The sequence below is a fragment of the Pseudomonas sp. URIL14HWK12:I5 genome (genome assembly GCF_900176445.1).
In the GTDB taxonomy this organism is placed as follows: Bacteria; Pseudomonadota; Gammaproteobacteria; order Pseudomonadales; family Pseudomonadaceae; genus Aquipseudomonas; species Aquipseudomonas monteilii.
This window is the reverse complement of the sequence record NZ_FWXQ01000003.1, coordinates 34670-60388: the sequence shown is the minus strand read 5'-3', so window position 1 is coordinate 60388 and position 25719 is coordinate 34670. Positions and strand designations below refer to the sequence as shown.

The window sequence follows — 25719 nt, the reverse complement described above, 5'->3', positions numbered from 1 at the left end:
TACACGGCTGCCGTTGTCGTTATAATCCCCGCCATTCCGTACACCCCACAGGTTTCAAGCGCTTGGACATCATCGACACCGCCGCCACCGAATCCGCGGCCGAAGGCTACTCCCGCATCGCCCTGGGCGTGGAATACAAGGGCGCCCGCTACCGCGGCTGGCAGCGCCAGGCCAGTGGCGTGCCAAGTGTCCAGCAGGCCTTGGAGCAAGCGCTGTCCAAAGTCGCGAACGAGCCGATTTCGGTGATTTGCGCCGGGCGTACCGACGCCGGTGTCCACGGCTGCGGGCAGATCGTGCACTTCGACACCCGCGCTGTGCGCGACGAGCGCGCCTGGACCATGGGCACCAACTTCAACCTGCCGCACGACATCAGTGTGGTCTGGTCGCGGTCGATGCCGGCCGATTTCCATGCACGCTTCAAGGCCTGTGCCCGGCGTTATCGCTACGTTATCTACAACGACCCGATCCGCCCGGCGCACCTGGCCGAGGAAGTCACCTGGAACCACCGCCCGCTGGATGTCGAGCGCATGGCCGAGGCTGCGCAGTTCCTGCTCGGCACCCACGACTTCAGCGCCTTCCGCGCCAGCCAGTGCCAGGCCAAGTCGCCGGTCAAGCACATCTACCACCTGCGCGTTACCCGCCATGGCCAGATGATCGTGCTGGACGTGCGCGCCACCGCGTTCCTGCACCACATGGTGCGCAATATTGCCGGTGTGTTGATGGCCATCGGTGCTGGCGAGCGCCCCGTCACCTGGGCGCGTGAAGTGCTGGAAGGGCGCGACCGCCGTGAAGCCGGGGTCACGGCCCATCCATACGGGCTGTACCTGGTGCAGGTGGAGTACCCCGAGGAATATGCACTGCCCCAGCGTTACATCGGCCCACACTTTTTGACCGGTTATGAGGCGTTGGCAGACTGACGGGCGAAAAGTCATTTGCTAACATCCGGCCTTTCACCGCAATAACCAAGGTTCGCTGTTCATGAGCAATGTTCGCAGCAAGATCTGTGGGATCACCCGTATCGAAGACGCACTGGCCGCTGCCGAAGCGGGTGCCGATGCCATCGGTTTCGTCTTCTATGCCAAGAGCCCTCGCGCCGTGGACGTGCGCCAGGCGCGTGCGATCATTGCCGAACTGCCGCCGTTCGTGACCACGGTCGGGCTGTTCGTCAACGCCTCGCGTTGCGAGCTGAACGAGATCCTCGAAGTGGTTCCGCTGGACCTGCTACAGTTCCACGGCGACGAAACGCCACAGGACTGCGAAGGCTACCACCGCCCCTGGATCAAGGCCCTGCGTGTACGCCCGGGTGACGACCTGGAGGCGGCCTGCAAGCTGTACGCGGGCGCGCGCGGTATTTTGCTGGATACCTACGTGGCGGGTGTGCCGGGGGGAACCGGAGAGGCGTTCGACTGGTCTCTGGTGCCGGAGCGCCTGAGCAAACCGATCATCCTGGCGGGCGGGCTGTCGGCCGATAACGTCGGCCAGGCCATTGCCCAGGTGCGGCCTTACGCGGTGGATGTCAGCGGTGGCGTCGAGCAGGCCAAGGGCATCAAGGATGCCGCGAAGATCGAGGCGTTCATGCGGGCCGTGAAACAGGCGTGATGGCAGATGTGACGGCTGGCTGCGCGCCATCGTCCATAGCTTTCGCAGCCCTGCTGGGCAGCTGCCTGCACAGGCGGCAGAACAACACATTAGCGGTGGAGCGGTGCGCTGGAAGCCCCGGCGGCCGGTCCACCATCGTTTGATAAAAGATTTTGAGCTCAAGGGCAGGGCAGGGCCGGCGACACCGGCCCCCGCCTGCCAATACTGGAGAAAGAAAGCATGAGCAACTGGTTAGTCGACAAACTGATCCCTTCGATCATGCGTTCCGAGGTGAAGAAGAGCTCGGTGCCTGAAGGCCTGTGGCACAAGTGCCCGGCTTGCGAGGCCGTGCTGTATCGTCCGGAGCTGGAAAAGACCCTGGATGTCTGCCCCAAGTGCAACCACCACATGCGCATCGGCGCACGTGCGCGCATCGACATCTTCCTCGACGCCGAAGGCCGTGCCGAATTGGGTGCCGACCTGGAGCCGGTCGACCGCCTGAAGTTCCGCGACGGCAAGAAGTACAAAGACCGCCTGGCCGGCGCCCAGAAGCAGACCGGCGAAAAAGACGCCCTGATCTCCATGAGCGGCACCCTGATGGGCATGCCGATCGTGGTCAGCGCTTTCGAGTTCTCGTTCATGGGCGGTTCCATGGGTGCCATCGTCGGCGAACGCTTCGTGCGCGCGGCCAACTACGCCCTGGAAAACCGCTGCCCGATGGTCTGCTTCTCCGCTTCGGGCGGTGCGCGTATGCAGGAAGCGCTGATTTCGCTGATGCAGATGGCCAAGACCTCGGCCGTGCTGGCGCGCCTGCGCGAAGAAGGCATCCCGTTCATCTCGGTACTGACCGACCCGGTGTACGGGGGTGTTTCCGCCAGCCTGGCGATGCTCGGCGACGTGATCGTCGGTGAGCCAAAAGCCCTGATCGGCTTCGCCGGCCCACGCGTGATCGAGCAGACCGTACGCGAGAAGCTGCCAGAAGGCTTCCAGCGCAGCGAGTTCCTGCTGGAGCACGGTGCCATCGACCTGATCATCTCCCGTGGCGAACTGCGCCCGCGTCTGGCCCGCCTGCTGGCGCAGATGACAGGCCAGGAAACCCCGGAGCAAGCGCGTGAGGCGGCAGCCGTCGCGTGATGAAACAACGATCCCTGGGCGAGTGGCTCGCCTACCTCGAGCAGTTGCACCCCTCGGCCATCGACATGGGCCTGGAGCGGTCGCAGAAGGTGCTTGCCCGGCTGGCGCTGGGCAAGCTGGCGCCACGCGTGGTGACGGTAACCGGCACCAACGGCAAGGGCTCCACCTGCGCCTTCGTGGCCTCGCTGCTGCGCGCCCAGGGGCTCAAGGTCGGCGTGTACAGCTCGCCGCACCTGTTGCGTTACAACGAGCGGGTGCTGATCGATGGCCAAGAGGCCAGCGATGAGCGCCTGTGCGACGCCTTCGCCGCCGTCGAGGCGGCGCGGGGCGACATTTCCCTGACCTACTTCGAGATGGGCACGCTGGCTGCGTTCTGGTTGTTCTACCAGTCGCAACTGGATGCCGTGGTACTGGAAGTGGGCCTTGGTGGTCGTCTGGACACCGTGAACGTGGTGGATGCCGACCTGGCCCTGGTGACCAGTATCGGCGTAGACCATGTCGATTACCTGGGTGATACCCGCGAGCGGGTGGCCTTCGAGAAGGCGGGTATCTTCCGTCAGGGCAAGCCGGCCCTGTGCGGCGACCTGGACCCGCCGCAGCCGCTGCTGGACAAGGCCGCCGAACTTGCTGCGCCCCTTTTTCTGCGCGGCCGTGACTTCGACCTGGTAACCGCCGATGGCAGCTGGAGCTGGCGGGGTACGGGGACGGATGGTGCGCAGGTAGAACTGCGTGATCTGCCTTTGCTTGACCTGCCCATGGAAAATGCCACGCTGGCCTTGCAGGCGTACCTGCTGATGGGCTTGCCCTGGGACGCTGCGCAGGTGCGCCAGGCGTTGCTGGCTACCCGTATCACCGGTCGCCTGGACCGTCGCCTGCTGAACTGGCAGGGCAAGCCGGTGGAGCTGATGCTGGATGTGGGCCATAACCCGCATGCAGCCGAGTACCTGGCCCGGCGCCTGGCCGCCCGGCCGCTCAAGGGGCGCCGCCTGGCGGTGTTCGGCCTGCTCGCCGACAAGGACCTGGACGGCGTTGTCGCGCCCTTGCAGGGCCTGGTAGACGACTGGGCCGTGGCGCCGTTGGATACCCCACGTAGCCGCCCGGCTGCAGAACTGGCCACGGCCTTGACGAACCTCGGCGCTGCGGTGAAGTCTTATGCCAGCGTCGACGCGGCCCTTGAGGGGCAATGCGCGCAGGCGACGGCGGATGACCAGATCCTGCTGTTCGGTTCGTTTTTCTGTGTCGCCCAGGCGCTGGAATGGCTGCAGCGGCACACCCAGGAGGGTGAAGTAGATGGCAGTGCTGGATAAAGGGATGAAACAGCGCATGGTAGGTGCGCTGGTGCTGGTGGCGCTGGCGGTGATTTTCCTGCCCATGCTGTTCACCCGCGAGGACGAGATGCGCCAGGTGCATGTCGAAGCCCCGCAGGCGCCGGCGATGCCCAGCCTGCCCGAGGTGAAGGTGGAGCCGGTTGCCGTGCCGGAGCCGCAGGCCATCCCGGAAGAGCCTCAGCAACCACCTGTGGTGGTTGACGAGTCCACAACACCCGCGAGCACGCCCAGCCAGCCGATCACGCCATCGCCGCAGACCCAGGCGCAGGTTCAGCCGGCCAAGCCGCAGGCGCCAGCGCCCAAGGTCGAGCCGAAACCTGTGGCTACGCCTGCGCCGACCGCAGCTGTGGCAAAACCCGCTGCACCCTCGAAGATCGACGTCAATGGCCTGCCCGTCAGCTGGTCGATCCAGTTGGCCAGCCTGTCCAACCGTGCTGGCGCTGAAAAGTTGCAGCAAACCCTGCGCAGCCAAGGCTACAACGCCTATATCCGCTCGGCAGGTGGGATGAACCGGGTATACGTGGGGCCGTTGATAGAGCGGGCCGAAGCCGAGCGCACGCGGGATGCCATCAACCGCCAGAACAGCCTCAAGGGTTTTCTGGTGCGCTTCCAGCCTGAGCGCAGCTGAACAAGGTATTCGCGGGCTTGCCCGCGAATGGCTTAACACGAATCCACCCGACATTCCGCTTACTCCCAGCCCGCTGCTCTGGTAAAATGCGCCGCCTCAAACGTCTGCAGGCAACACCGTGGCATTTACCTTGGTTGATTGGGCGATCATCGCGATCATCGCCGTCTCCACTCTGATCAGTCTCAAGCGCGGCTTCGTCAAGGAAGCCTTGTCCTTGCTCATCTGGATCATTGCCGGTGCGGTTGCCTGGATGTTCGGCGGTTCGCTCTCGGTGTATCTTGAAAGCTATATCCAGACGCCATCGATGCGCGTCATCGCGGGCTGCGCCATTCTTTTCGTCGCCACCTTGCTGGTGGGGGCCATGGTCAACTTCCTGGTCGGCGAGCTGATCCGTGTAACCGGGTTGTCCGGCACCGATCGTTTCCTGGGCATGGCCTTCGGTGCCGCGCGCGGGGCCTTGCTGGTAGTGGTGGCCATAGGCCTGATCAGCCTGGGGCCGGTTCAACAAGACACCTGGTGGCAGGAATCACGCCTGATACCACAATTTCTCTTGGTCGCCGACTGGTCGAAAAACCTGATCCTGGGTTTCACCGGCCAGTGGACGCCCAGTGGGCTGATCAGCGCTCCGGCTGATCTTCCGTTCAAGGAACAGTTGCTCGGGCCATCCAAGCCCTGAGCGCTATTCACTCAAGTTTCATCAAAGTAGGGGTTGCGTCGCATGTGTGGCATCGTCGGTATCGTCGGTAAGTCGAACGTCAATCAGGCGCTGTATGACGCGCTTACGGTCCTCCAGCACCGCGGCCAGGACGCTGCCGGTATCGTGACCAGCCATGACGGCCGGTTGTTCCTGCGCAAGGATAATGGCCTGGTGCGCGATGTGTTCCAGCAGCGCCACATGCAGCGCCTGGTGGGCAGCATCGGCATTGGCCACGTGCGCTACCCGACAGCGGGCAGCTCGACCTCGGCCGAGGCCCAGCCGTTCTACGTCAACTCGCCGTACGGCATCACCCTGGCACACAACGGCAACCTGACCAACGTCGAGCAGCTGGCCAAGGAGATCTACGAGTCTGACCTGCGCCACGTCAACACCAACTCCGACTCGGAAGTGCTGCTGAACGTCTTCGCCCATGAGCTGGCGGTACGCGGCAAGCTCCAGCCGACCGAAGAAGACGTGTTCGCTGCGGTTTCCCACGTGCACAGCCGCTGTGTCGGCGGTTACGCCGTGGTGGCGATGATCACCGGCTACGGTATCGTCGGTTTCCGCGACCCCCATGGCATCCGCCCGGTGGTATTCGGCCAGCGCCACACCGACGAAGGCGTGGAATACATGATTGCCTCGGAAAGCGTGGCCCTGGACGTGCTCGGCTTCACCCTGATCCGCGACCTGGCGCCGGGCGAAGCGGTGTACATCACCGAAGGCGGCCAGCTGTTCACCAAGCAGTGCGCCGAAGCGCCGACCCTGCAGCCGTGCATCTTTGAACACGTCTACCTGGCCCGCCCGGATTCGATCATCGACGGTATCTCGGTGTACAAGGCCCGTCTGCGCATGGGTGAAAAGCTGGCCGACAAAATCATGCGTGAGCGCCCTGAGCACGATATCGACGTGGTCATCCCGATTCCGGACACCAGCCGTACCGCCGCGCTGGAGCTGGCCAACCGTCTGGGCGTCAAGTTCCGCGAAGGTTTCGTCAAGAACCGTTACATCGGCCGTACCTTCATCATGCCCGGCCAGGCTGCGCGCAAGAAGTCGGTTCGCCAGAAGCTCAACGCCATCGAGCTGGAGTTCCGCGGCAAGAACGTGATGCTGGTGGACGACTCGATCGTGCGCGGCACCACGTGCAAGCAGATCATCCAGATGGCCCGCGAAGCCGGTGCCAAGAATGTCTATTTCTGCTCCGCAGCCCCTGCAGTGCGCTACCCCAACGTCTACGGCATCGACATGCCGAGTGTTCACGAGCTGATCGCGCACAACCGTACCACCGAACAGGTGGCCGAGTTGATTGGCGCCGACTGGCTGGTCTATCAGGACCTGCCTGACCTGATCGATTCGGTCGGTGGCGGCAAGATCAAGATCGATCACTTCGATTGCGCGGTATTCAACGGTGAGTACGTCACCGGCGATATCGACGCGGCCTACCTCGACCGCATCGAGCAGGCCCGTAATGACCTGGCCAAGGTCAAGAACCAGGCCGTCAGCGCGATCATCGACCTCTACAACAACTGATTCAGGGAGCGACGGCATGACGGATCAATGGGATGCCGGACGACTGGACAGTGACCTCGAGGGTGTCGGTTTCGACACCCTGGCGGTTCGCGCCGGTCAACACCGTACACCCGAGGGCGAGCACAGCGAAGCGCTGTTCCTGACCTCCAGCTACGTGTTCCGCACGGCGGCCGATGCTGCTGCGCGCTTTGCCGGTGAAACGCCGGGTAACGTTTACTCGCGCTACACCAACCCGTCGGTACGTGCCTTCGAGGAGCGCCTGGCGGCGATGGAAGGTGCCGAGCAGGCCGTGGGTACGTCCACCGGCATGGCGGCGATCCTGGCCGTGGTGATGTCGCTGTGCAGCGCCGGTGACCATGTGCTGGTGTCGCAGAGCGTATTCGGCTCGACCATCAGCCTGTTCGAGAAGTACTTCAAGCGCTTTGGCGTTCAGGTGGACTACGTGCCACTGGTCGACCTTGCTGGCTGGGAAAAGGCCATCAAGGCCAATACCAGGTTGCTGATCGTCGAATCGCCGTCCAACCCGCTGGCCGAGCTGGTCGATATCACCGCGCTCAGCGAAATCGCCCATGCCCACGGTGCCATGCTGGTGGTGGACAACTGCTTCAGCACCCCCGCGCTGCAGCAGCCGCTGAAGCTGGGTGCCGACATCGTGTTCCACTCGGCCACCAAGTTCATCGACGGCCAGGGTCGTTGCATGGGGGGCGTGGTGGCCGGCCGCGCCGAGCAGATGAAGGAAGTGGTGGGCTTCCTGCGGACTGCAGGCCCGACCCTCAGCCCATTCAACGCCTGGATCTTCACCAAAGGCCTGGAAACGCTGCGCCTGCGTATGCGTGCGCACTGTGAAAGCGCCCAGGCCCTGGCCGAATGGCTGGAGCAGCAGGATGGCGTGGAGAAGGTGCATTACGCCGGCCTGCCTAGCCACCCGCAGCACGCACTGGCCAAGCGTCAGATGAGCGGCTTTGGTGCGGTGGTCAGCTTCGAGGTCAAGGGCGGCAAAGAGGGCGCCTGGCGCTTCATCGATGCGACCCGGGTGATTTCCATCACCACCAACCTGGGGGACAGCAAGACTACCATCGCCCATCCGGCCACCACCTCCCACGGCCGCCTGTCGCCGCAGGAGCGTGAAGCTGCAGGCATCCGCGACAGCCTGATCCGCGTTGCCGTGGGCCTGGAAGACGTGGCCGACCTGCAGGCAGACCTGGCGCGCGGGCTGGCGGCGCTGTGATCGAAATCGGCGGCAGTGTGCCAGGCCACAACGGCCGGGTAGCCCTGGTAACCGGTGCCGCGCGCGGCATCGGCCTGGGCATTGCCGCCTGGCTGATCTGCGAAGGTTGGCAGGTGGTACTCAGCGACCTTGACCGCCAGCGCGGTGCAAAGGTGGCCAAGGCCCTGGGTGACAACGCCTGGTTCATCACAATGGACGTTGCCGACGAGGCTCAGGTCAGTGCCGGGGTGTCCGAGGTGTTGGGGCAGTTTGGTCGGCTGGACGCATTGGTGTGCAATGCGGCGATTGCCAATCCGCACAACCAGACGCTGGAAAGCCTGAGCCTGGCGCAGTGGAATCGGGTACTGGCGGTCAACCTCAACGGGCCGATGCTGCTGGCCAAGCATTGCGCGCCGTACTTGCGTGCGCACAATGGGGCGATCGTCAACCTCACCTCTACCCGGGCGCGGCAGTCCGAGCCCGATACCGAGGCCTACGCCGCGAGCAAGGGTGGCCTGGTGGCCTTGACCCATGCCTTGGCCATGAGCCTGGGCCCGGAGATTCGCGTCAATGCGGTGAGCCCGGGCTGGATCGATGCCCGTGACCCGTCGCAGCGCCGTGCCGAACCGCTGACCGAAGCCGACCATGCCCAGCACCCGACGGGCAGGGTAGGGACGGTAGAAGATGTGGCGGCAATGGTTGCCTGGCTGCTGTCACGCCAGGCGGCGTTCGTGACTGGCCAGGAGTTTGTGGTCGATGGCGGTATGACTCGCAAGATGATCTACACCTGAGACCGGTGTTCCAGGAACGGGGACCGAAAGGTCCCTTTTCTGTTTTTACCTTTTTTGAAAAAAATTCAATGGGGCTATTGACTTAGCTTCGCCATCTGCGTAAATTTCGCGGCCTCAGCGAAGCAAACGCAACAAGCAACATCGCGAGGGTGATTAGCTCAGCCGGGAGAGCATCTGCCTTACAAGCAGAGGGTCGGCGGTTCGATCCCGTCATCACCCACCACTTCCTGAGATGTTCCTGACGCTTCAGGTTTCGCAAGAAGCCAAAAGCCAGAGAGGAGCGCACTGCGCAGCGGTAGTTCAGTCGGTTAGAATACCGGCCTGTCACGCCGGGGGTCGCGGGTTCGAGTCCCGTCCGCTGCGCCATTTTTCAGTAACAGATGGGTGCCTGGCACCGGTCTGAAGCCACAAGGCAAAAACCTTGGGCTGATCCCAGTTTCAATCGGGCGCAAGCCTGAACGATACGCAGCGGTAGTTCAGTCGGTTAGAATACCGGCCTGTCACGCCGGGGGTCGCGGGTTCGAGTCCCGTCCGCTGCGCCATCTTCGTTTCAAGGTCCCTAGAACACCTTGAAGCAACACAAGAGAAGCGATCATGTTATCGCTTTTTTTGTGCCTGCCCTGAGGCCAATGCGCCGGAAGGGTAGACCCAGGTTTCAATCGGGCGCAAGCCTGAATGATACGCAGCGGTAGTTCAGTCGGTTAGAATACCGGCCTGTCACGCCGGGGGTCGCGGGTTCGAGTCCCGTCCGCTGCGCCATCTTCGCCTCAAGGCCCCTTGAACGCCTTGAAGTACAGAAAAGCGACCTTCGGGTCGCTTTTTTCGTTTCTGCGGGCAAGAATTCCGACCTTTACCCACATTTACACCAACCTGACAGGTTCTTCACCGACCAGTGGTTCCTGTGCCTGCCTGCTGTGTTGCACAATAGGCACCTTCTCGACATACCCGGAATTCGCAATGACCAGATCTTCCGTCTTTGGTGCGCTCGGGCTGGCCCTGGTGCTGGCGGGCGTGACCGGTTGTTCCTCGAAAAAGGCCGCCATCTACGAGCACGAGAACTTCGACGACTCGGGCACTTTCTCGCGCAGCTTCCCTGTGAGCGATGCCGGCTCTTGCGAGGCCGCCCGGCGTGCCTTGCTCAGCCAGGGGTATATCATCACCAGCAGTGGCGCCAACCAGGTGGTGGGTAACAAGAGCTTCCAGCAGAACAGCGAGAACCACCTGCAAATCAGTTTCAACGTTACCTGTGCACCGGATGTGAGCGACGAGCAGCGCTCGACCATGTTCGCCAACGCCCTGCAGGACCGTTATGCGCTGAAAAAATCCAACACCTCTGCCAGCCTGGGGGTGGGCGTGCTGGGTTCGGTGTCGATGCCGATTGGCTCCAGTGACGATTCAATGGTCAAAGTGGCCAGCGAGACGGTGACGGCAGCGCAGTTCTATGACCGCTACTTTGCCCTGGTGGAGAGTTACCTGCCCAAGCCGAAGAAGGTGAGCAAGGCCAAGGCCGAAGCGCCCAAGGTTGAAAAGCCGGCGGTTGACCTGGGGTTGCCGGAGCAGGCTGCGGCTAATCCTGTGGCCCCGACACCCGCACCGGCGGCTGAGGTTGCGCCCGCGCCTGAGGCCGTTGCCCCGGCCAATGAGGCGGTGGCAGCACCCGTGGTGAATGACAGCCAGGGCTCGCAGCCGGTGGCACCGCCGGTGGAGGCTGCGCCGATTCAGGTGCAGCAGGATGCACAGCCTGCCGAGGCCGCTTCGCCTTCCCTTTGAATGGTCGCCTGTACCGGCCCTTTCGCAGGTACAGGCCGTGCACATCCCCTGTTACAGACGCACTGCGATAACTTCCTGAACACCTGCTACGTTTACCACTCATAAGCTTGTCATCATTCCTTCATCCAACCTGCTTAGGTTGAAGGCGACATCTACGAAGACAAATGGGCAAAGAGGACGCAGGGCTATGGACGAATACCAGGAAGAACTACTCGAAACCCAGGCTTACGAACTGGACACCCCGGAACCGGCTGACGACGCCACCGAGCTTTAGCCCGCCCGCCGCTGGCTGCGGCGGAACTCCCCCGGTGTTAGGCCCGTCCAGCGCTTGAACGCGCGCTGGAAGGCCTCTGCCGATGCAAACCCCAACAGATAGGCAATCTCGCCAAAGGCCAGCTCCGTATCGCGGATGTAGGTCTCGGCCAGGTCGCGCCGTGTTTCATTGAGCAAGTCGCGAAAGCGTGTGCCTTCCTCGGCCAGCTTGCGGCGCAGTGTCCAGGTTGGAAGTTGCAGGTGCAGCGCCACTTCTTCCAGGTCGGGTTCGCGGCCGCCATTGAGCAGCGGGCCCAGCAGGTGGGTGATGCGCTCACCCAGGCTGCGCACCCGCGTGCGCTGCTGCATCTCTGCCTCACACAGTTGCAGCAGGTGCTGCCAGGTGCTTGGGCAATGCCTGGGGTTGGCCAGTTGCAGGGTGGCGCGGCTCAGGCGCAGACGGTTGCCGTCGGCGGCGAACTGCACGGGTGTGCTGCAAAGTGGTTGGTAGCGCGCGGCATACGCGGGTGCGGCAAATTCGATGTCCAGGCGTTCGGCCTGCACCGGGGTGCCTGCAAGGTCGGCTAGCTGGGCTAGCCAACCCGCGAGCAGCGAGTCGACCACAAAGCGGTTGTAGGCGTTATAGGGGCTGATGGAGTAGAAGCGCAGCCAGGCGCCCTGGGCGTCTTCGTGAAAGCTGGAGTGGCCACGGTAGTTGGCCGCGTACAGCGGTTCGAAGTGCAGCAGGGTGCGCGCTGCCTCGCCCAGGGTAGGGGCCTGGGCGGCGGTGACCCCGGCCAGGCCGGCATGAGCCAGGCGGCTCAGGCGCCCCATGTGCAGGCCCAGGGCGGGCTCGCCGCACAGTTCGATGGCGGCGTGGCCAAGGTGCATGTAGCGGGAGATCGACAAGCGCGCGCCGGCTTCAGCCAGGCGCGGCCCATCCAGGCCATAGCGCAGCAGCAGCGGTTCGGGGGCGTGGCCAAGCTCGCGCAGGGCCTCGCTCAGCGGTTGAACAAAGCCAACCGACAGGTCGCCCAGGCGAACGCGGGGGCGGGCCATGGTGCTACAGCCACAGGTTCAGCAGGCGGGCACCTGGGCTTGGGGTGCCCACCAGCAACTCACCCGCCTGGTGGGCGAAGCCTTGGCCATCACTGCCTTGCTCCCAGAACTGCCCACGCATGAACACGCTCATGCTGCTGACACTGGCCCCGGCCGCCTCGGTCAGGCGTTGCCAGGCGGTCTGTTCGCTGACTTCGCCACGCTTCAGGGGCAGCCCGGCGGCGGCGTGCTGGTGGCGGTTGCCACGCCATGGCGCTTCCCAGCTGCTCTTGCCGCTGAGAAACACCGGGTTGGCGACCAGTTGTACCGCTTGTTGTGCCAATTGCCGATGGTTTTCCGGGTACCAGCTGTCACTGCCTATCAGCACACCCAGCCGCCCGGCAGGTGTTTGCACGACCTGCAACGGGTGCTTGCGCCCATTGTGCACATAGCGGCGCATGTCGCTGTCAGGGAATTGCTGGTGTTGTGGTTCGCCCAGTAGCGAGCCATCGCCAGCAAACACCATGCTGCTATTGAACAGCGGGCCACTACCGGCGTGCAGCACCCCCTGTTTCACGTAAGGTGCAGGCAGCACGATGGAGCCGGCCACCAGGGTAACGCCGAATTCCTTGGCCAGGCCGCCGAACAACTGCTGATAGTCTGCGGCCATTTGCTCGGCCTTCATGCGCAGGTGCGCATCGGCGCGCCAGTCATCGCCGTCGGCGCCGAGCATGGCCAGGCCGTAGCGCAACGGGTTGCTCAGCTCCAGCCATTGCAGGGCCTCGCGGCTCTGGGTCACCTGATACAGTTCGTTTTTCTCACCGCGCGCCCACAGCCAGGTGCCGATGTGCTCCGGCAGCACCACTACCGTGCGCGGGCTTATCAGTCCTTGTGCGCGAGCCTGCTCGAGGTAAGCCGCGAGCTTGCGGTGCAGGCGCTGCAGGTTCTGGTAGTCACCGGGGTACAGCAGCGGCTCGACGCCCAGCAGGTTGCCGTGTTCGCCTGGCACGCCATGGTTCAGTGCCAGCTCGATGCGCAGGTCGGACAGGTAGTGGCCTTCCGGGCGCTGTTGGGTCCAGAAGCCATAACCACAGAGGGCGGCGAGGAAGACCAGCGCCAGGGCGCCAGCAAGCAGTTTTCGCATGAAGCAGGGCTGCGCCTTGGTTACGAGGGTTCCTTAGGGTAGTCCCGCTGTATGCCAGGATCAATAACTTGTCAGTTTCGATCATTGAGCCAATTCAAACGGCTGTTTAATGTCGCTGACAGACAAACGACAGGCCCCGCTGACCGGTGAGGTGCCTGCATACCGTGATCACGCCACCAGGGGACCTTTCCATGGCCGCCGACCGCTACCCGCACCTGCTTGCCCCGCTGGACCTGGGCTTCACCACCTTGCGCAACCGCACCCTGATGGGCTCGATGCACACCGGCCTCGAAGAGCGTCCCGGGGGGTTCGAGCGAATGGCGGCGTACTTTGCCGAGCGTGCCCGTGGTGGCGTTGGCCTGATGGTAACGGGCGGCATTGCGCCCAACGATGAAGGCGGGGTGTACTCCGGTGCGGCCAAGCTCAGCACCGAGGAGGAGGCCGACAAGCACCGTATCGTCACCGAAGCGGTACATGCCGCGGGGGGCAAGATCTGCCTGCAGATCCTGCATGCCGGGCGCTATGCCTACAGCCCACGGCAAGTGGCACCCAGTGCGATCCAGGCGCCGATCAACCCGTTCAAGCCCAAGGAGCTGGACGAGGCGGGCATCGAGAAGCAGATCGCAGACTTCGTCAACTGCGCGGTACTGGCCCAGCGTGCCGGTTACGACGGCGTCGAAATCATGGGTTCGGAAGGCTACTTCATCAACCAGTTCCTCGCTGCCCATACCAACCACCGTACCGACCGTTGGGGGGGGAGTTATGAAAACCGTATGCGCCTGGCGGTGGACATCGTCAGCCGGGTGCGTGGTGCGGTAGGGCCGAACTTCATCATCATCTTCCGCCTGTCGATGCTCGACCTGGTGGAAGGTGGCAGCACCTGGGACGAGATCGAACTATTGGCCAAGGCCATCGAGCAGGCTGGCGCGACCCTGATCAACACCGGCATCGGCTGGCACGAAGCGCGTATCCCGACCATCGCCACCAAGGTGCCGCGTGCAGCCTTCAGCAAGGTCACCGCCAAGCTGCGTGGTGCGGTGAGCATTCCGCTGATCACCACCAACCGTATCAATACCCCGGAGGTGGCCGAGGCCGTATTGGCCGAGGGCGATGCCGACATGGTCTCGATGGCCCGGCCATTCCTGGCCGACCCGGATTTCGTCAACAAGGCGGCAGCCGGGCGTGCCGACGAGATCAACACCTGCATCGGTTGCAACCAGGCCTGCCTGGACCACACCTTTGGTGGCAAGCTGACCAGCTGCCTGGTCAACCCCCGTGCCTGCCACGAAACCGAGCTCAATTACCTGCCTGTACGGGCCGTGAAGCGCATTGCCGTGGTGGGGGCCGGCCCGGCGGGTCTGGCAGCGGCCACCGTGGCAGCTGAGCGTGGCCATTCGGTCACCCTGTTCGACGCTGCCAGCGAGATTGGCGGGCAGTTCAACGTCGCCAAGCGGGTGCCAGGCAAGGAGGAGTTCCATGAAACCCTGCGCTACTTCCGCAACAAGGTGAAAAGCGCAGGCGTGGACCTGCGCCTGAATACCCGTGTCGATGTGCAGGCATTGGTGGACGGTGGCTACGACGACATCATCCTGGCCACCGGTATTGCCCCACGCACCCCGGCCATTCCCGGTGTCGAACATGCCAAGGTGCTCAGCTATCTCGACGTACTGCTTGAGCGCAAGCCGGTGGGCCAATCGGTTGCGGTGATTGGCGCGGGTGGCATCGGCTTCGATGTGTCCGAGTACCTGGTGCATCAGGGGGTGGCCACCAGCCAGGACCGTGAGGCGTTCTGGAGGGAATGGGGCATCGATACCCACCTGGAAGCACGTGGTGGTGTGGCCGGGGTCAAGGCCGAGCCGCATGCCCCGGCGCGGCAGGTGTACCTGTTGCAGCGCAAGAAGTCCAAGGTGGGTGATGGCCTGGGCAAGACTACCGGCTGGATTCACCGCACCGGGCTGAAGAACAAGCGGGTGCAGATGCTCAATAGCGTTGAGTACCTGGGTATCGACGATGCCGGCCTGCACATTCGTGTGGCGGATGGCGAGCCGCAGGTGTTGCCGGTGGATAACGTGGTGATCTGCGCCGGACAGGATCCGCTGCGTGAATTGCAGGACGGGTTGGTGGCGGCAGGGCAGTCGGTGCACCTGATTGGCGGCGCCGATGTGGCCGCCGAGCTGGATGCCAAGCGGGCGATCAACCAAGGCTCAAGGTTGGCGGCTGAGCTCTGAAAATCTCCGGGGCCGCACAGCGGCCCCGGGGTTTCACTGGTAAACTCGCAACATGTTCTTCGACCTCCCCCAAGCCCCTCTGCAACCCCTGAACCTCCCTTGGCTGCAACAAGCTCAGGTCAAAGCCGCCATCCTGCGCCTGGACCTGATCGACCCACTGATCAGCGGTAACAAGTGGTTCAAGCTGCGCCATCACCTGCAGCAAGCCAGAACCAGCAAAGCCCCGGGCCTTATCAGCCTAGGTGGCAACCATTCCAACCACCTGCATGCCCTGGCCGCCGCCGGCAAGCGCTTCGGCTTCGCCACCGCCGGCCTGCTACGGGGTCACGCCCAGGACACACCCACTGTGCGTGACGTGAAGGCATTGGGCATGGAACTGCACTGGTTGGGCTATGGTGGCTACCGCGCGCGCAACGAACCAGACTTCTGGACCCCGTGGCAGGCACGCTACCCCGGCTGGCACTGCATCCCCGAAGGTGGCGGCGGGCTGGCCGGTGCACAAGGTTGTGCCCTGATCATGGAGCAGGCGCGCTCACAAATCACGGTACTGGGCTGGTCGGATTATGACGCCTGGTGGCTGGCTGCTGGCACCGGTACCACGTTGGCCGGCCTGGTGCTGGCGGAGGCGGGCGCACATGCCGTGCATGGCGCGTTGGCCGTACCCCGGGACCACGGTGTACCCGAGACGGTGGCAGCCTTGGCTGGCGGCCACGGCTACCAGCTTCACGATGCCTGCCGTGGCGGCTTCGGCAAGTTCGACGATGACCTGCTGGCCTTTATCGCCGAGTCCGAGCAACACAGCGGCGTACCGTTCGAAGCCCTGTACACCGGCAAGGCCCTGCTGGCCTTGCGTGAGCAGGTCGGGGCCGGGCTGTTCGCGCCCGGCACCCGCCTGATCGTCGTGCACACCGGTGGCCTGCAGGGCCGGCGCGGTTACTTGTAAGGCAGCATGCGCAGCAGCGTGTTGTCGCGCTGCACATAGTGGTGGTATAGCCCGGCCAGCGCGTGCAGGCCGATCAGCCAGTAACCCCAGCTGCCAACCCGTTCATGCCAGCCCTTGATGAACTTGGCCTGGTCTGGGTCCGGGCCAATCAGGTGGGGCAGCTCCAGGCCGAAGAACGGCACCGGTTTGTCGGCGGCGCTGAGGATCAGCCAGCCGGCCAGCGGCAGGCCGATCATCAGCAAGTACAGCGCCAGGTGCATCAGGTGCGCAAGGCCGGTTTGCCAAGCCGGCGGCTTGGGCACGATCGGCGGGGTCGGGCGGCTCAGGCGCAAGGCCAGGCGCAGCCAGACCAGCACGAACACACTTAGCCCGAGCATGAAGTGCAGGTCTTTCATCAGGTTGCGTTCAACGCTGTCTTTAGGGAACAGGCCGCGCAGTTCGATAAGGGCGTAGACAGCGGCCAGCAGCACCAGCATCAGCCAATGCAGGGCGATGGACAGGCGCGCGTAGTGGTTCGCGGGGGGGGATGAAACCATGATCGGTCCTCGTCATCAGGTCGGAATGGCGCTCTTTTTGGCGCTCAGGTATTACTTTAATGGCTACCGGGAACGAATCTTTGCGCTAGGTCTGTGAAAATTGTGTTGCCTGTGCCGGTCCTTTCGCGGGCGACTTCATGCTTCGGGGGAAAATGGCCAACTATCAGCCACCAGAAACACCCGCTCCTTTTCCTGCCAGGCGCCATCAGCATCAGGCTCCAACCTCACCAGCAACTGCGCCGGGGCCTGGCGCTCCAACACATGCAACCAGGCCGCAAACTGCTCCACCGCCCAGCATTCACCTGCCTCCACCCGCGCCGGTGCCAGCCAGGCATGCCGCTGCAATGGCTGCCAATGCTCACCCTCAGCCATGACCCAGTCCCGCCTCCGTACCCAGCGCCCACGCAAGTGCTGCGGGTTCGCGCCCGTCGGTGGCTCGGCATGCCCCGGCCATGGGTAGAACAGATAACCCCCCAGCCATACATGGGCCTGCACCTGCCCAACCCCCAACCCGGTCAACAGCTCGCGGCTGTGGGCCCCGTTCGACATGGGCAACTGATGCCCCGCCAAGTGCGCAAGCTTGCTCCCCAGCCGGTCATGGCACCCAGGCCCCAACCAGGCATGCGGGTCGTGCCCGGCGCCTTCCGGCCCCAGGTACAGCTTGATCGCCAGTTCCAGGTGGTGCACGCCGTCACGGTCGCGCAACACCATATCCAGTTCGCCCAGCGTGCGCCCGGCATCTCGGATCGCCAGGTTGGCTGCCAGCAGCTCGATGCCCGGCGCCTGGCCCAGGGCGAATTGCCACAGGCGTTCGTAGTAATGCCCCAGCCGCCCGCTGCCCAGCTTCGCCAGCCAGTCTTGCAATGGCCGGTCATCTTCATCCAGCGCCCGCAACCACTGCTCAAGGTGCTGCGGCTGCTGCGCCCACAGGCTACCCGCCAGCGGGTGGCGCTGGGGGCAGGGCGGGGCGCTGAGCAGGGGCGGCGACAGTAGGGCCCAGGCCAAGTCGCGTACCGCAGGGCGGCGCAGGTGCCGGGGCAGGTCATGTAGATGCATGAAAGGCGTCATGCAGCGAGCATAGCCGGTTTGCCGCTACCCGGTGGTTTCGCCCATAATCGGCCCATCGTCACCCGCCGCAGAGCCTTGCAGGAGCCCCATGGAGCAATTTCGCAATATCGGTATCATCGGTCGCCTTGGCAGCTCGCAGGTGCTCGACACCATTCGCCGACTGAAAAAATTCCTCCTCGAGCGCCACCTGCATGTGATCCTCGAGGACACCATCGCCGAAGTGCTGCCCGGTCATGGTCTGCAAACCTCCACCCGCAAGCTGCTGGGCGAAGTCTGCGACCTGGTCATCGTGGTCGGCGGCGACGGCAGCCTGCTGGGCGCTGCCCGCGCCCTGGCCCGTCACAACATTCCGGTGCTGGGCATCAACCGTGGCAACCTGGGCTTCCTCACCGACATCCGCCCCGACGAACTGGAAGAAAAAGTCGCCGAGGTGCTCGACGGCCACTACCTGGTGGAAAACCGTTTTCTGCTGCAGGCCGAAGTGCGCCGCCACCACGAAGCCATTGGCCAGGGCGATGCGCTGAACGACGTGGTGCTGCACCCCGGCAAGTCCACGCGCATGATCGAGTTCGAGATCTACATCGACGGCCAGTTCGTCTGCAGCCAGAAGGCCGACGGCCTGATCGTCGCCACCCCCACCGGCTCCACCGCCTATGCGCTCTCGGCCGGTGGCCCGATCATGCACCCCAAGCTGGACGCCATCGTCATCGTGCCGATGTACCCGCACACCCTGTCGGGCCGGCCGATCGTGGTCGATGGCAACAGCGAGCTGAAGATCGTGGTGTCGAAGGATCTGCAGATCTACCCACAAGTGTCCTGTGACGGCCAGAACCACTTCACCTGCGCCCCCGGCGACACCATCACGGTCAGCAAGAAGCCGCAGAAGCTGCGCCTGATCCACCCGCTGGACCACAACTACTACGAGGTCTGCCGCACCAAGCTCGGTTGGGGCAGCCGCCTGGGGAGCAGGGACGACTGATGTTCGATCCGGCGCGAAGTTTCGACATCATCGGTGACGTGCACGGTTGTGCGCTGACCCTTGAACGCCTGCTCGACGCCCTCGGTTACAAGCGCGTGGCCGGCGTATGGCGCCACCCGCGGCGCATGGCGCTGTTCCTGGGCGATATCGTCGACCGCGGGCCACGCATCCGCGAGGCGCTGCATATCGTCCACGACATGGTCGAGGCCGGCCAGGCGTTGTGCATCATGGGCAACCACGAGTACAACGCCCTGGGTTGGGTTACCCCGGCGCTGCCCGGCAGTGGCAAGGCCTACGTGCGCGAGCACACGCCACGCCACGCCCGGCTGATCGACGAAACCCTGACCCAGTTCGCTCACCACCCCGGCGACTGGCACGACTTCGTCAACTGGTTCTACGAGCTGCCACTGTTCGTCGATGCCGGGCGCTTCCGCCTGGTGCATGCCTGCTGGGACCCGCGACTGATCGAGCCGTTGCGCCAGCAGTACCCCGACGGGCGCGTCGATGAACACTTCATCCAGGCTTCGGCGGTGAGCAACAGCTTTGCTGCTACCGTGTGCAACCGCCTGTTGCGCGGCACCGACATGCGCCTGCCGGACGGCCTGACCCTGACGGGCGGTGATGGCCTGACACGCGCCTTCTTCCGCACCAAGTTCTGGGAAGAAGACCCGCAAACCTACGGTGACATCGTGTTCCAGCCCGATGCCCTGCCCGAAGAGGTGGCCAGCACCCCGCTCAGCCACAGCCAGAAGAACGCCTTGTTGCGCTACGACGAAGACGAGCCTCTGCTGTTCGTCGGCCATTACTGGCGTAGCGGCCGCCCGGCGCCGATCCGCGCCAACCTGGCCTGCCTGGACTACAGCGCCGTGCTCTACGGCAAGCTGGTCGCCTACCGGCTGGATGATGAAACCCGCATCGACCCGCACAAGTTCGTCTGGGTCGACGTCGACCGCCCACAGGCCAACCAATGAACATTATCGAAGTGATGCGCCTGCCGCTGTCGGTCGACCTCAGCGGCTTCGTCCACCTGTTGCAGCGCCTGCAGGTGCCGCATCGGGTGAGCGAGGAGGGCGATGCCCAGGTGCTCTGGGCCCCCGACACCCTCGCCGAAGACGTGCTGCAACTCTACCAGCGCTACCCTGACGGCAACGCAGACATCCAGGCAACCGACGAACCTGAGGGCGCGGGCTTGTCGGGGCGCCGAACCGCCGCGAACAGCCCCACACAACCCTCCCTGGTAGAACAAGCCAAAGCCTGCAAGGTCACCACCCTCACCCTGCTGCTGTGCTTCATCGTCGCCGGCCTCACCAGTCTGGGCGACAACTTCACCACCATCAGCTGGTTCACCTTCCTCGACTTCCGCGTCCAGGGCGATTACCTGTACTTCAGCCCGCTGGCGCAAACCCTGTACGCAGGCCAATGGTGGCGGCTGGTTTCGCCCATGCTGCTGCACTTCGGTGTACTGCACCTGGCCATGAACAGCCTGTGGTACTGGGAGCTGGGCAAACGCATCGAATTGCGCCAAGGCCCCTGGATGTTGCTGGGCCTGACCCTGCTGTTCAGCCTGGTGTCCAACGTGGCCCAGCACTACACCAGCGGGCCGAGCCTGTTCGGCGGCCTGTCCGGCGTGCTGTATGGCCTGCTCGGGCATGTATGGCTGTTCCAGTGGCTGGCGCCCAACCGTTACTTCAACCTGCCCAGGGGCGTGCTGGTAATGATGCTGATCTGGCTGGTGGTATGCCTCACCGGCGTGGTCGGCACCCTGGGCCTTGGCCAGATCGCCAACGCCGCCCACGTGGGCGGGCTGCTCATCGGATGCCTGACCGGGCTCTTGGGCGGGGCGCTGGCCCGGCGTAAACTGTCGGCTTGAATCAGGAGACACTATGTCCACTTTCGCGCAAATGATCGAAAACATTACCCCGGAAATCTACGAGAGCCTGAAACTGGCCGTGGAAATCGGCAAATGGTCGGATGGCCGCAAGCTCACCGCCGAGCAGAAAGAGCTGTCGCTGCAGGCCGTTATCGCCTGGGAGATCAAGAACCTGCCTGAAGACCAGCGCACCGGCTACATGGGCCCGCAAGAGTGTGCGTCGAAGTCCGCGCCGATCCCCAACATTCTGTTCAAGTCGGACTCGGTACATTGATCGAACTCGCTCGTGGCTCGTTGAGCAAAATGGCGGTAAGCCTGCAGGCACCCGTGGTGCAGTACAGCTTCCGCCTTGATGACACGCAGGTCCCGGTCAACCCGCTGATCGGCCAGCGCCTGCGCCTGGAATACCTCGGCGCCATTCATTGCAGCCATTGCGGCAAGCGCACCAAGACCAGCTTCAGCCAAGGTTACTGCTACCCGTGCATGACCAGGCTGGCCCAGTGCGACGTGTGCATCATGGCCCCGGAAAAATGCCACTACGACGCCGGCACCTGCCGTGAGCCTTCGTGGGGCGAACAGTTCTGCATGACCGACCATGTGGTCTACCTGGCCAACTCGTCGGGGATCAAGGTCGGCATCACCCGCGCCACCCAGCTGCCTACCCGTTGGCTCGACCAGGGCGCCAGCCAGGCCCTGCCGATCATGCGCGTGGCCACCCGCCAGCAGTCCGGCCTGGTCGAAGACGTGCTGCGCAGCCAGGTGCCGGACCGCACCAACTGGCGTGCGCTGCTCAAGGGCGATGCCGAAGTGCTCGACCTGCCGGCCATTCGTGAGCAGATTTTCGATGCCTGTGCCGACGGTTTGAGCGCGCTGCAAGCGCGTTTCGGCTTGCAGGCGATTCAGCCGCTGCCCGACGCCGAAGTGGTACAGATGAATTACCCGGTCGAGGCCTACCCGAAAAAGATCGTCAGCTTCAACCTCGACAAAGACCCGGTGGCCGAAGGCACGCTACTGGGTATAAAGGGCCAGTACCTGATCTTCGATACCGGTGTGATCAATATTCGCAAGTACACGGCCTACCAGCTGGCCGTGCTCCAGTAAAAGGACCTCTACATGCGTACCGAACAACCGCAAGTGATCTACCTCAAGGATTACCAGGCGCCCGAGTACCTGATCGACGAGACGCACCTGACCTTCGAGCTGTTCGAGGACCACACCCTGGTTCACGCGCAACTGGTGATGCGCCGCAACCCGGCGCGCGGTGCCGGGCTGCCGCCACTGGTGCTCGATGGCCAGCAACTGGAGTTGCTGCGCGCTTCGCTGGATGACCAGGAACTGCACGCGGCTGACTATCAGCTGGACGTCGACAGCCTGACCGTGCACCCCAAGGCCGAGCGCTTCACCCTCGACACCAGCGTGAAGATCCACCCCGAAAGCAACACTGCGCTGGAGGGCCTGTACAAGTCGGGCAAGATGTTCTGCACCCAGTGCGAGGCCGAGGGCTTCCGCAAGATCACCTACTACCTCGACCGCCCGGACGTCATGAGCACCTTCACCACCACGGTGATCGCCGAGCAGCATCGTTACCCGGTGCTGTTGTCCAACGGTAACCCGATCGGCAGCGGGCCGGCAGAAGATGGCCGCCACTGGGCGACCTGGGAAGACCCGTTCATGAAGCCGGCCTACCTGTTCGCGCTGGTGGCCGGTGACTTGTGGTGCGTCGAGGACACCTTTACCCGCCAGTCTGGCCGGGATGTGACCCTGCGTATCTACGTCGAGCCCGAGAATATCGACAAGTGCGACCACGCCATGGTCAGCCTGAAGAAGTCCATGCGCTGGGACGAAGAAGTCTATGGCCGTGAGTACGACCTGGACATCTTCATGATTGTTGCGGTCAACGACTTCAACATGGGCGCCATGGAAAACAAGGGCCTGAACATTTTCAACTCCAGCTGTGTGCTGGCCCGTGCCGAAACCGCCACCGATGCCGCGCACCAGCGTGTCGAAGGCGTGGTTGCCCACGAGTATTTCCACAACTGGTCGGGCAACCGCGTCACCTGCCGTGACTGGTTCCAGCTGTCGTTGAAGGAAGGCTTCACGGTGTTCCGCGATGCCGAGTTCAGTGCCGACATGAACTCGCGCACGGTCAAGCGTATCGAAGACGTCGCCTACCTGCGTACCCACCAGTTCGCCGAAGACGCCGGCCCTATGGCCCACCCGGTGCGCCCGGACAGCTTCATCGAAATCTCCAACTTCTACACCCTGACCGTGTACGAGAAGGGCGCCGAAGTGGTGCGCATGGTCCGCACCCTGCTGGGCGCCGAAGGTTTCCGCAAGGGCAGCGACCTGTACTTCGAACGCCATGATGGCCAGGCGGTGACCACCGACGACTTCATCAAGGCCATGGAAGACGCCAACGGTGTCGACTTCACCCAGTTCAAGCGCTGGTACAACCAGGCCGGCACCCCGCGCCTGGAGGTCAGCGAAGCCTATGATGCTGCCGCGCAGACCTACAGCCTGACCTTCCGCCAGAGCTGCCCGCAAACGCCGGACAAGGCCGAAAAACTGCCGTTCGTGATCCCGGTGGAACTGGGCCTGCTGGACGCCGAAGGCAATGACCTGCCGCTGCGCCTTGTCGGTGAAGCGGCTGCTGGGGGTACCAGCCGTGTGCTGTCGGTGATCGAGGCCGAGCAAACCTTCACCTTCCAGGGCATTCCGGCCAAGCCGCTGCCCTCGCTGCTGCGAGGCTTCAGCGCCCCGGTGAAGCTGAGCTTCCCGTACGACCGCGACCAGCTGATGTTCCTGATGCAGCACGACAGCGACGGCTTCAACCGCTGGGAAGCGGGGCAGCAATTGTCGGTGCAAGTGTTGCAGGAGCTGATTGGCCAGCACCAGCGCGGCGAGGCGCTCAAACTCGACCAGCGCCTGATCACCGCTCTGGGCACCGTGCTGGGTAACGAAGCGCTGGACCCGGCCATGGTGGCCGAAATGCTTTCGCTGCCGGGTGAGGCCTACCTCACCGAGATCAGCCAGGTGGCCGACGTGGATGCCATCCACGCCGCTCGCGAGTTCGCCCGCCAGCAGATCGCCGAACAGCTGTTCGACGCCCTGTGGGCGCGTTACCAGGCCAACCGCGAAGTGTCGCGCAGCACCGCTTACGTGGCCTCTGCCGAACACTTTGCCCGCCGTAGCCTGCAGAACATCGCCCTGTCGTACCTGATGCAGAGCGTCAAGCCGCAAGTGCTGGAAGCGACCCTTGAGCAGTTTGACCAGTGCGACAACATGACCGAGCGCCTGACGGCGTTGGCGGTGCTGGTCAATTCGCCGTTCGAGGCTGAACGCGCCAAGGCGCTGGACACCTTTGCCGAGCACTTCAAGGACAACCCGCTGGTCATGGACCAGTGGTTCAGCGTGCAGGCGGCCAGCGCGCTGCCGGGCGGGCTGGCGCGGGTCAAGGCGCTGATGCAGCACCCGGCGTTCACCCTGAAGAACCCGAACAAGGTCCGTGCGCTGGTGGGTGCCTTTGCCGGGCAGAACCTGGTCAACTTCCATGCGGCGGATGGCTCGGGTTATCGCTTCCTGGCGGACCTGGTGATCGAACTGAATGCGCTGAACCCGCAGATTGCCTCGCGCCAGCTGGCGCCGCTGACCCGCTGGCGCAAGTATGATGACGCGCGTCAGGCCCTGATGAAGGGTGAGCTGGAGCGGATTCTGGCTTCGGGTGAGCTGTCCAGTGATGTGTATGAAGTGGTGAGCAAGAGCCTGGCTTGAGGGCCAGTGGGGCCGCACAGCGGCCCCCTGTTTTTTCAAGCCGACAACAAAACATAACACCCCGCCCGTTGTAATCCCGCAAACATCCCCGCTACGATCCCCTCAAGCTATTGCAGGCCTCTAGATCAGGCATCTCGCAGTGCCTGCAGTGCATTGACCCACCAAGAAGAACACAACAGGGGGCAGTCATGAGGGAACAGCTACAGGCGCCAGCCAGGCGCGGTGCCTGGCCATGGGCAGCCAGCGCAGTGCTGGCACTGGCATTGGGGGTGTGGGCCGGCAGCGCCCAGGCCGCCGCCGCCGACGAATACTCCACCGAATCGGCCAAGGCCAGCCAAAGCCTGTTGATCGGCGCCACCCATGCCGGCAGCCGCCTGGTGGTGGTGGGCGATCGGGGTCACATCCTGTTCTCCGACGACCAGGGCAGCACCTGGACCCAGGCCCGCGTGCCCACCCGGCAACTGCTCACCGCCGTGTTCTTCCTCGACGACAAGCGCGGCTGGGCCGTCGGCCACGATTCGCAAATCCTCGCCAGCAACGACGGCGGCGCGACCTGGACCAAGCAGTTCGAAGATCTCGCCCGCGAAGCGCCCTTGCTTGACGTCGCTTTCCTCGACGCGCGGCACGGCTTTGCCGTGGGGGCCTACGGCGCCTTGTTGGAAACCACCGACGGCGGCCAGCACTGGCAGGACGTGGCCGAGCGCCTGGACAACCCCGACCAGCTTCACCTGAACGGCATTACCCGAGTGCGTGACGCCGGCCTGTTCATCGTGGGCGAGCAGGGCGGCATGTTCCGCTCCGCCGACAACGGCCAGACCTGGGCCAAGGTCGAAGGCCCCTACGAAGGCTCGCTGTTCGGCGTGATCGGCACCGCCCAGCCGCACACCCTGCTGGCCTACGGCCTGCGCGGCAACCTGTTCCGTTCCACCGATTTTGGTGATAGCTGGCAGCCGATCGAACTCAAGGCCGCGCGCGGCAACCTCGAATTCGGCCTGGCAAGCGCTACGCTTCTCGATGATGGCACCTTGGTGCTGGTGGGCAACGGCGGCAGCGTGCTGCGCAGTACCGATGGCGGCCAGGCCTTCAGCGTGTACAACCGTGCCGACCGTATCGCCCTGGCCGGCGTCAGCGGCCTGGCCAACGGTGGGCTGCTGCTGGTAGGGCAGGGCGGTGTACACCTGGCGGATGCCCAAGGGGCCGAGGGGGCAAGCCGATGACCAGCAGGGAGAG

The 25719-nt window shown here is 64.0% G+C and carries 23 protein-coding genes and 4 tRNA genes; 23 read left to right on the top strand and 4 right to left on the bottom strand.

What is annotated here, in order from left to right; translation table 11 throughout:
- Positions 1-62: 62 nt before the first annotated feature.
- The 14 genes from truA to B9A31_RS08370 all read left to right on the top strand — a co-directional run bounded on the left by truA (position 63) and on the right by B9A31_RS08370 (position 10660).
- Positions 63-917, top strand: coding sequence for a tRNA pseudouridine(38-40) synthase TruA (truA, locus tag B9A31_RS08435; protein ID WP_025754981.1), 855 nt, complete (start codon positions 63-65; stop codon positions 915-917).
- Between the two features lie 61 nt (positions 918-978).
- The gene (locus tag B9A31_RS08430) at positions 979-1599 is read left to right on the top strand and encodes a phosphoribosylanthranilate isomerase (protein WP_016715173.1); all 621 of its coding nucleotides are present in this window, start codon (positions 979-981) and stop codon (positions 1597-1599) included.
- Between the two features lie 219 nt (positions 1600-1818).
- Positions 1819-2712 (top strand): acetyl-CoA carboxylase, carboxyltransferase subunit beta, encoded by an 894-nt coding sequence (gene accD, locus B9A31_RS08425; RefSeq protein WP_016715174.1) that lies wholly within the window; start codon positions 1819-1821, stop codon positions 2710-2712.
- On the top strand, positions 2712-4019 hold the full coding sequence (gene folC / locus B9A31_RS08420) for a bifunctional tetrahydrofolate synthase/dihydrofolate synthase (protein WP_025754982.1): 1308 nt from the start codon (positions 2712-2714) through the stop codon (positions 4017-4019). Before accD ends, folC begins: the two co-directional genes overlap by 1 nt.
- Positions 4003-4668, top strand: a complete 666-nt coding sequence (locus B9A31_RS08415; protein WP_025754983.1) for an SPOR domain-containing protein — start codon at positions 4003-4005, stop codon at positions 4666-4668. The genes folC and B9A31_RS08415 overlap by 17 nt, the downstream gene beginning before the upstream one ends.
- A gap of 118 nt (positions 4669-4786) precedes the next feature.
- Entirely contained in the window at positions 4787-5344 is a 558-nt protein-coding gene (locus B9A31_RS08410) for a CvpA family protein (protein WP_016715904.1), read from the top strand.
- 42 nt (positions 5345-5386) lie between these two features.
- A complete protein-coding gene (gene purF / locus B9A31_RS08405; protein ID WP_016715903.1) occupies positions 5387-6892 on the top strand; it encodes an amidophosphoribosyltransferase in 1506 nt (501 codons plus the stop codon).
- Positions 6893-6908: 16 nt separating this feature from the next.
- The gene (locus B9A31_RS08400; protein WP_016715902.1) at positions 6909-8120 is read left to right on the top strand and encodes an O-succinylhomoserine sulfhydrylase; all 1212 of its coding nucleotides are present in this window, start codon (positions 6909-6911) and stop codon (positions 8118-8120) included.
- The gene (locus B9A31_RS08395) at positions 8117-8890 is read left to right on the top strand and encodes an SDR family oxidoreductase (RefSeq protein WP_019096779.1); all 774 of its coding nucleotides are present in this window, start codon (positions 8117-8119) and stop codon (positions 8888-8890) included. The genes B9A31_RS08400 and B9A31_RS08395 overlap by 4 nt, the downstream gene beginning before the upstream one ends.
- 147 nt (positions 8891-9037) lie before the next feature.
- A tRNA-Val gene (locus B9A31_RS08390) sits at positions 9038-9113 on the top strand.
- A gap of 66 nt (positions 9114-9179) precedes the next feature.
- Positions 9180-9256: transfer RNA gene (locus B9A31_RS08385), tRNA-Asp, on the top strand.
- Positions 9257-9355: 99 nt separating this feature from the next.
- Positions 9356-9432 (top strand) — tRNA-Asp (locus B9A31_RS08380).
- 140 nt (positions 9433-9572) lie between these two features.
- Positions 9573-9649, top strand: a tRNA-Asp gene (locus tag B9A31_RS08375).
- Between the two features lie 198 nt (positions 9650-9847).
- A complete protein-coding gene (locus B9A31_RS08370) occupies positions 9848-10660 on the top strand; it encodes a DUF2242 domain-containing protein (RefSeq protein WP_025755062.1) in 813 nt (270 codons plus the stop codon).
- Between the two features lie 270 nt (positions 10661-10930).
- Here B9A31_RS08370 and B9A31_RS08365 read toward each other — a convergent pair whose 3' ends face one another.
- Positions 10931-11971 (bottom strand): AraC family transcriptional regulator, encoded by a 1041-nt coding sequence (locus tag B9A31_RS08365; protein WP_025754913.1) that lies wholly within the window; start codon positions 11969-11971, stop codon positions 10931-10933.
- Between the two features lie 4 nt (positions 11972-11975).
- Positions 11976-13094, bottom strand: a complete 1119-nt coding sequence (locus tag B9A31_RS08360) for a carbon-nitrogen hydrolase family protein (RefSeq protein WP_019098180.1) — start codon at positions 13092-13094, stop codon at positions 11976-11978.
- Positions 13095-13285: 191 nt separating this feature from the next.
- On the opposite strand from B9A31_RS08360, the gene B9A31_RS08355 reads away from it, so the two are divergent.
- Positions 13286-15322 carry an NADPH-dependent 2,4-dienoyl-CoA reductase gene (locus tag B9A31_RS08355; protein ID WP_084296874.1) on the top strand — a complete coding sequence of 679 codons (2037 nt, stop codon included), beginning with the start codon at positions 13286-13288 and terminating at the stop codon, positions 15320-15322.
- A 52-nt stretch (positions 15323-15374) separates the two neighbouring features.
- A complete protein-coding gene (locus B9A31_RS08350; protein WP_027615859.1) occupies positions 15375-16265 on the top strand; it encodes a 1-aminocyclopropane-1-carboxylate deaminase/D-cysteine desulfhydrase in 891 nt (296 codons plus the stop codon).
- On the opposite strand, the gene B9A31_RS08345 is transcribed toward B9A31_RS08350, so the two are convergent.
- Both B9A31_RS08345 and B9A31_RS08340 read right to left on the bottom strand, forming a co-directional pair.
- Positions 16256-16801 carry a cytochrome b gene (locus B9A31_RS08345; protein ID WP_019098178.1) on the bottom strand — a complete coding sequence of 182 codons (546 nt, stop codon included), beginning with the start codon at positions 16799-16801 and terminating at the stop codon, positions 16256-16258. The genes B9A31_RS08350 and B9A31_RS08345 overlap by 10 nt on opposite strands.
- A 135-nt stretch (positions 16802-16936) precedes the next feature.
- Entirely contained in the window at positions 16937-17869 is a 933-nt protein-coding gene (locus tag B9A31_RS08340) for a DUF1853 family protein (RefSeq protein ID WP_025754916.1), read from the bottom strand.
- Between the two features lie 88 nt (positions 17870-17957).
- Between B9A31_RS08340 and B9A31_RS08335 the strand changes: the two genes are divergently transcribed.
- The 7 genes from B9A31_RS08335 (at position 17958) to B9A31_RS08305 (ending at position 25706) form a co-directional block, all read left to right on the top strand.
- Positions 17958-18848: an NAD(+) kinase gene (locus tag B9A31_RS08335; RefSeq protein ID WP_008090067.1), complete on the top strand. Its 891-nt coding sequence runs from the start codon at positions 17958-17960 to the stop codon at positions 18846-18848.
- Positions 18848-19819, top strand: a complete 972-nt coding sequence (locus tag B9A31_RS08330) for a metallophosphoesterase (protein WP_019098177.1) — start codon at positions 18848-18850, stop codon at positions 19817-19819. Before B9A31_RS08335 ends, B9A31_RS08330 begins: the two co-directional genes overlap by 1 nt.
- Positions 19816-20718, top strand: coding sequence for a rhomboid family intramembrane serine protease (locus B9A31_RS08325; protein WP_019098176.1), 903 nt, complete (start codon positions 19816-19818; stop codon positions 20716-20718). Before B9A31_RS08330 ends, B9A31_RS08325 begins: the two co-directional genes overlap by 4 nt.
- A 13-nt stretch (positions 20719-20731) precedes the next feature.
- Positions 20732-20992, top strand: a complete 261-nt coding sequence (locus tag B9A31_RS08320) for a YeaC family protein (RefSeq protein ID WP_016714809.1) — start codon at positions 20732-20734, stop codon at positions 20990-20992.
- Positions 20989-21819, top strand: coding sequence for a DUF2797 domain-containing protein (locus tag B9A31_RS08315; protein ID WP_019098175.1), 831 nt, complete (start codon positions 20989-20991; stop codon positions 21817-21819). Before B9A31_RS08320 ends, B9A31_RS08315 begins: the two co-directional genes overlap by 4 nt.
- Before the next feature lie 12 nt (positions 21820-21831).
- On the top strand, positions 21832-24489 hold the full coding sequence (pepN, locus tag B9A31_RS08310) for an aminopeptidase N (protein WP_019098174.1): 2658 nt from the start codon (positions 21832-21834) through the stop codon (positions 24487-24489).
- A gap of 188 nt (positions 24490-24677) precedes the next feature.
- Positions 24678-25706 (top strand): WD40/YVTN/BNR-like repeat-containing protein, encoded by a 1029-nt coding sequence (locus B9A31_RS08305; protein ID WP_084296873.1) that lies wholly within the window; start codon positions 24678-24680, stop codon positions 25704-25706.
- The last annotated feature ends 13 nt before the right edge of the window (positions 25707-25719 follow it).

What these genes read in the sequence shown, in the direction of transcription:
- B9A31_RS08430 (WP_016715173.1), top strand. Translation starts at nt 979, where the DNA reads ATGAGCAATGTTCGCAGCAAGATCTGTGGGATCACCCGTATCGAAGAC.
- accD (WP_016715174.1), top strand. Translation starts at nt 1,819, where the DNA reads ATGAGCAACTGGTTAGTCGACAAACTGATCCCTTCGATCATGCGTTCC.
- folC (WP_025754982.1), top strand. Translation starts at nt 2,712, where the DNA reads ATGAAACAACGATCCCTGGGCGAGTGGCTCGCCTACCTCGAGCAGTTG.
- B9A31_RS08415 (WP_025754983.1), top strand. Translation starts at nt 4,003, where the DNA reads ATGGCAGTGCTGGATAAAGGGATGAAACAGCGCATGGTAGGTGCGCTG.
- purF (WP_016715903.1), top strand. Translation starts at nt 5,387, where the DNA reads ATGTGTGGCATCGTCGGTATCGTCGGTAAGTCGAACGTCAATCAGGCG.
- B9A31_RS08400 (WP_016715902.1), top strand. Translation starts at nt 6,909, where the DNA reads ATGACGGATCAATGGGATGCCGGACGACTGGACAGTGACCTCGAGGGT.
- B9A31_RS08370 (WP_025755062.1), top strand. Translation starts at nt 9,848, where the DNA reads ATGACCAGATCTTCCGTCTTTGGTGCGCTCGGGCTGGCCCTGGTGCTG.
- B9A31_RS08365 (WP_025754913.1), bottom strand. Translation starts at nt 11,971, where the DNA reads ATGGCCCGCCCCCGCGTTCGCCTGGGCGACCTGTCGGTTGGCTTTGTT.
- B9A31_RS08360 (WP_019098180.1), bottom strand. Translation starts at nt 13,094, where the DNA reads ATGCGAAAACTGCTTGCTGGCGCCCTGGCGCTGGTCTTCCTCGCCGCC.
- B9A31_RS08355 (WP_084296874.1), top strand. Translation starts at nt 13,286, where the DNA reads ATGGCCGCCGACCGCTACCCGCACCTGCTTGCCCCGCTGGACCTGGGC.
- B9A31_RS08350 (WP_027615859.1), top strand. Translation starts at nt 15,375, where the DNA reads ATGTTCTTCGACCTCCCCCAAGCCCCTCTGCAACCCCTGAACCTCCCT.
- B9A31_RS08345 (WP_019098178.1), bottom strand. Translation starts at nt 16,801, where the DNA reads ATGGTTTCATCCCCCCCCGCGAACCACTACGCGCGCCTGTCCATCGCC.
- B9A31_RS08340 (WP_025754916.1), bottom strand. Translation starts at nt 17,869, where the DNA reads ATGACGCCTTTCATGCATCTACATGACCTGCCCCGGCACCTGCGCCGC.
- B9A31_RS08335 (WP_008090067.1), top strand. Translation starts at nt 17,958, where the DNA reads ATGGAGCAATTTCGCAATATCGGTATCATCGGTCGCCTTGGCAGCTCG.
- B9A31_RS08330 (WP_019098177.1), top strand. Translation starts at nt 18,848, where the DNA reads ATGTTCGATCCGGCGCGAAGTTTCGACATCATCGGTGACGTGCACGGT.
- B9A31_RS08325 (WP_019098176.1), top strand. Translation starts at nt 19,816, where the DNA reads ATGAACATTATCGAAGTGATGCGCCTGCCGCTGTCGGTCGACCTCAGC.
- B9A31_RS08320 (WP_016714809.1), top strand. Translation starts at nt 20,732, where the DNA reads ATGTCCACTTTCGCGCAAATGATCGAAAACATTACCCCGGAAATCTAC.
- pepN (WP_019098174.1), top strand. Translation starts at nt 21,832, where the DNA reads ATGCGTACCGAACAACCGCAAGTGATCTACCTCAAGGATTACCAGGCG.
- B9A31_RS08305 (WP_084296873.1), top strand. Translation starts at nt 24,678, where the DNA reads ATGAGGGAACAGCTACAGGCGCCAGCCAGGCGCGGTGCCTGGCCATGG.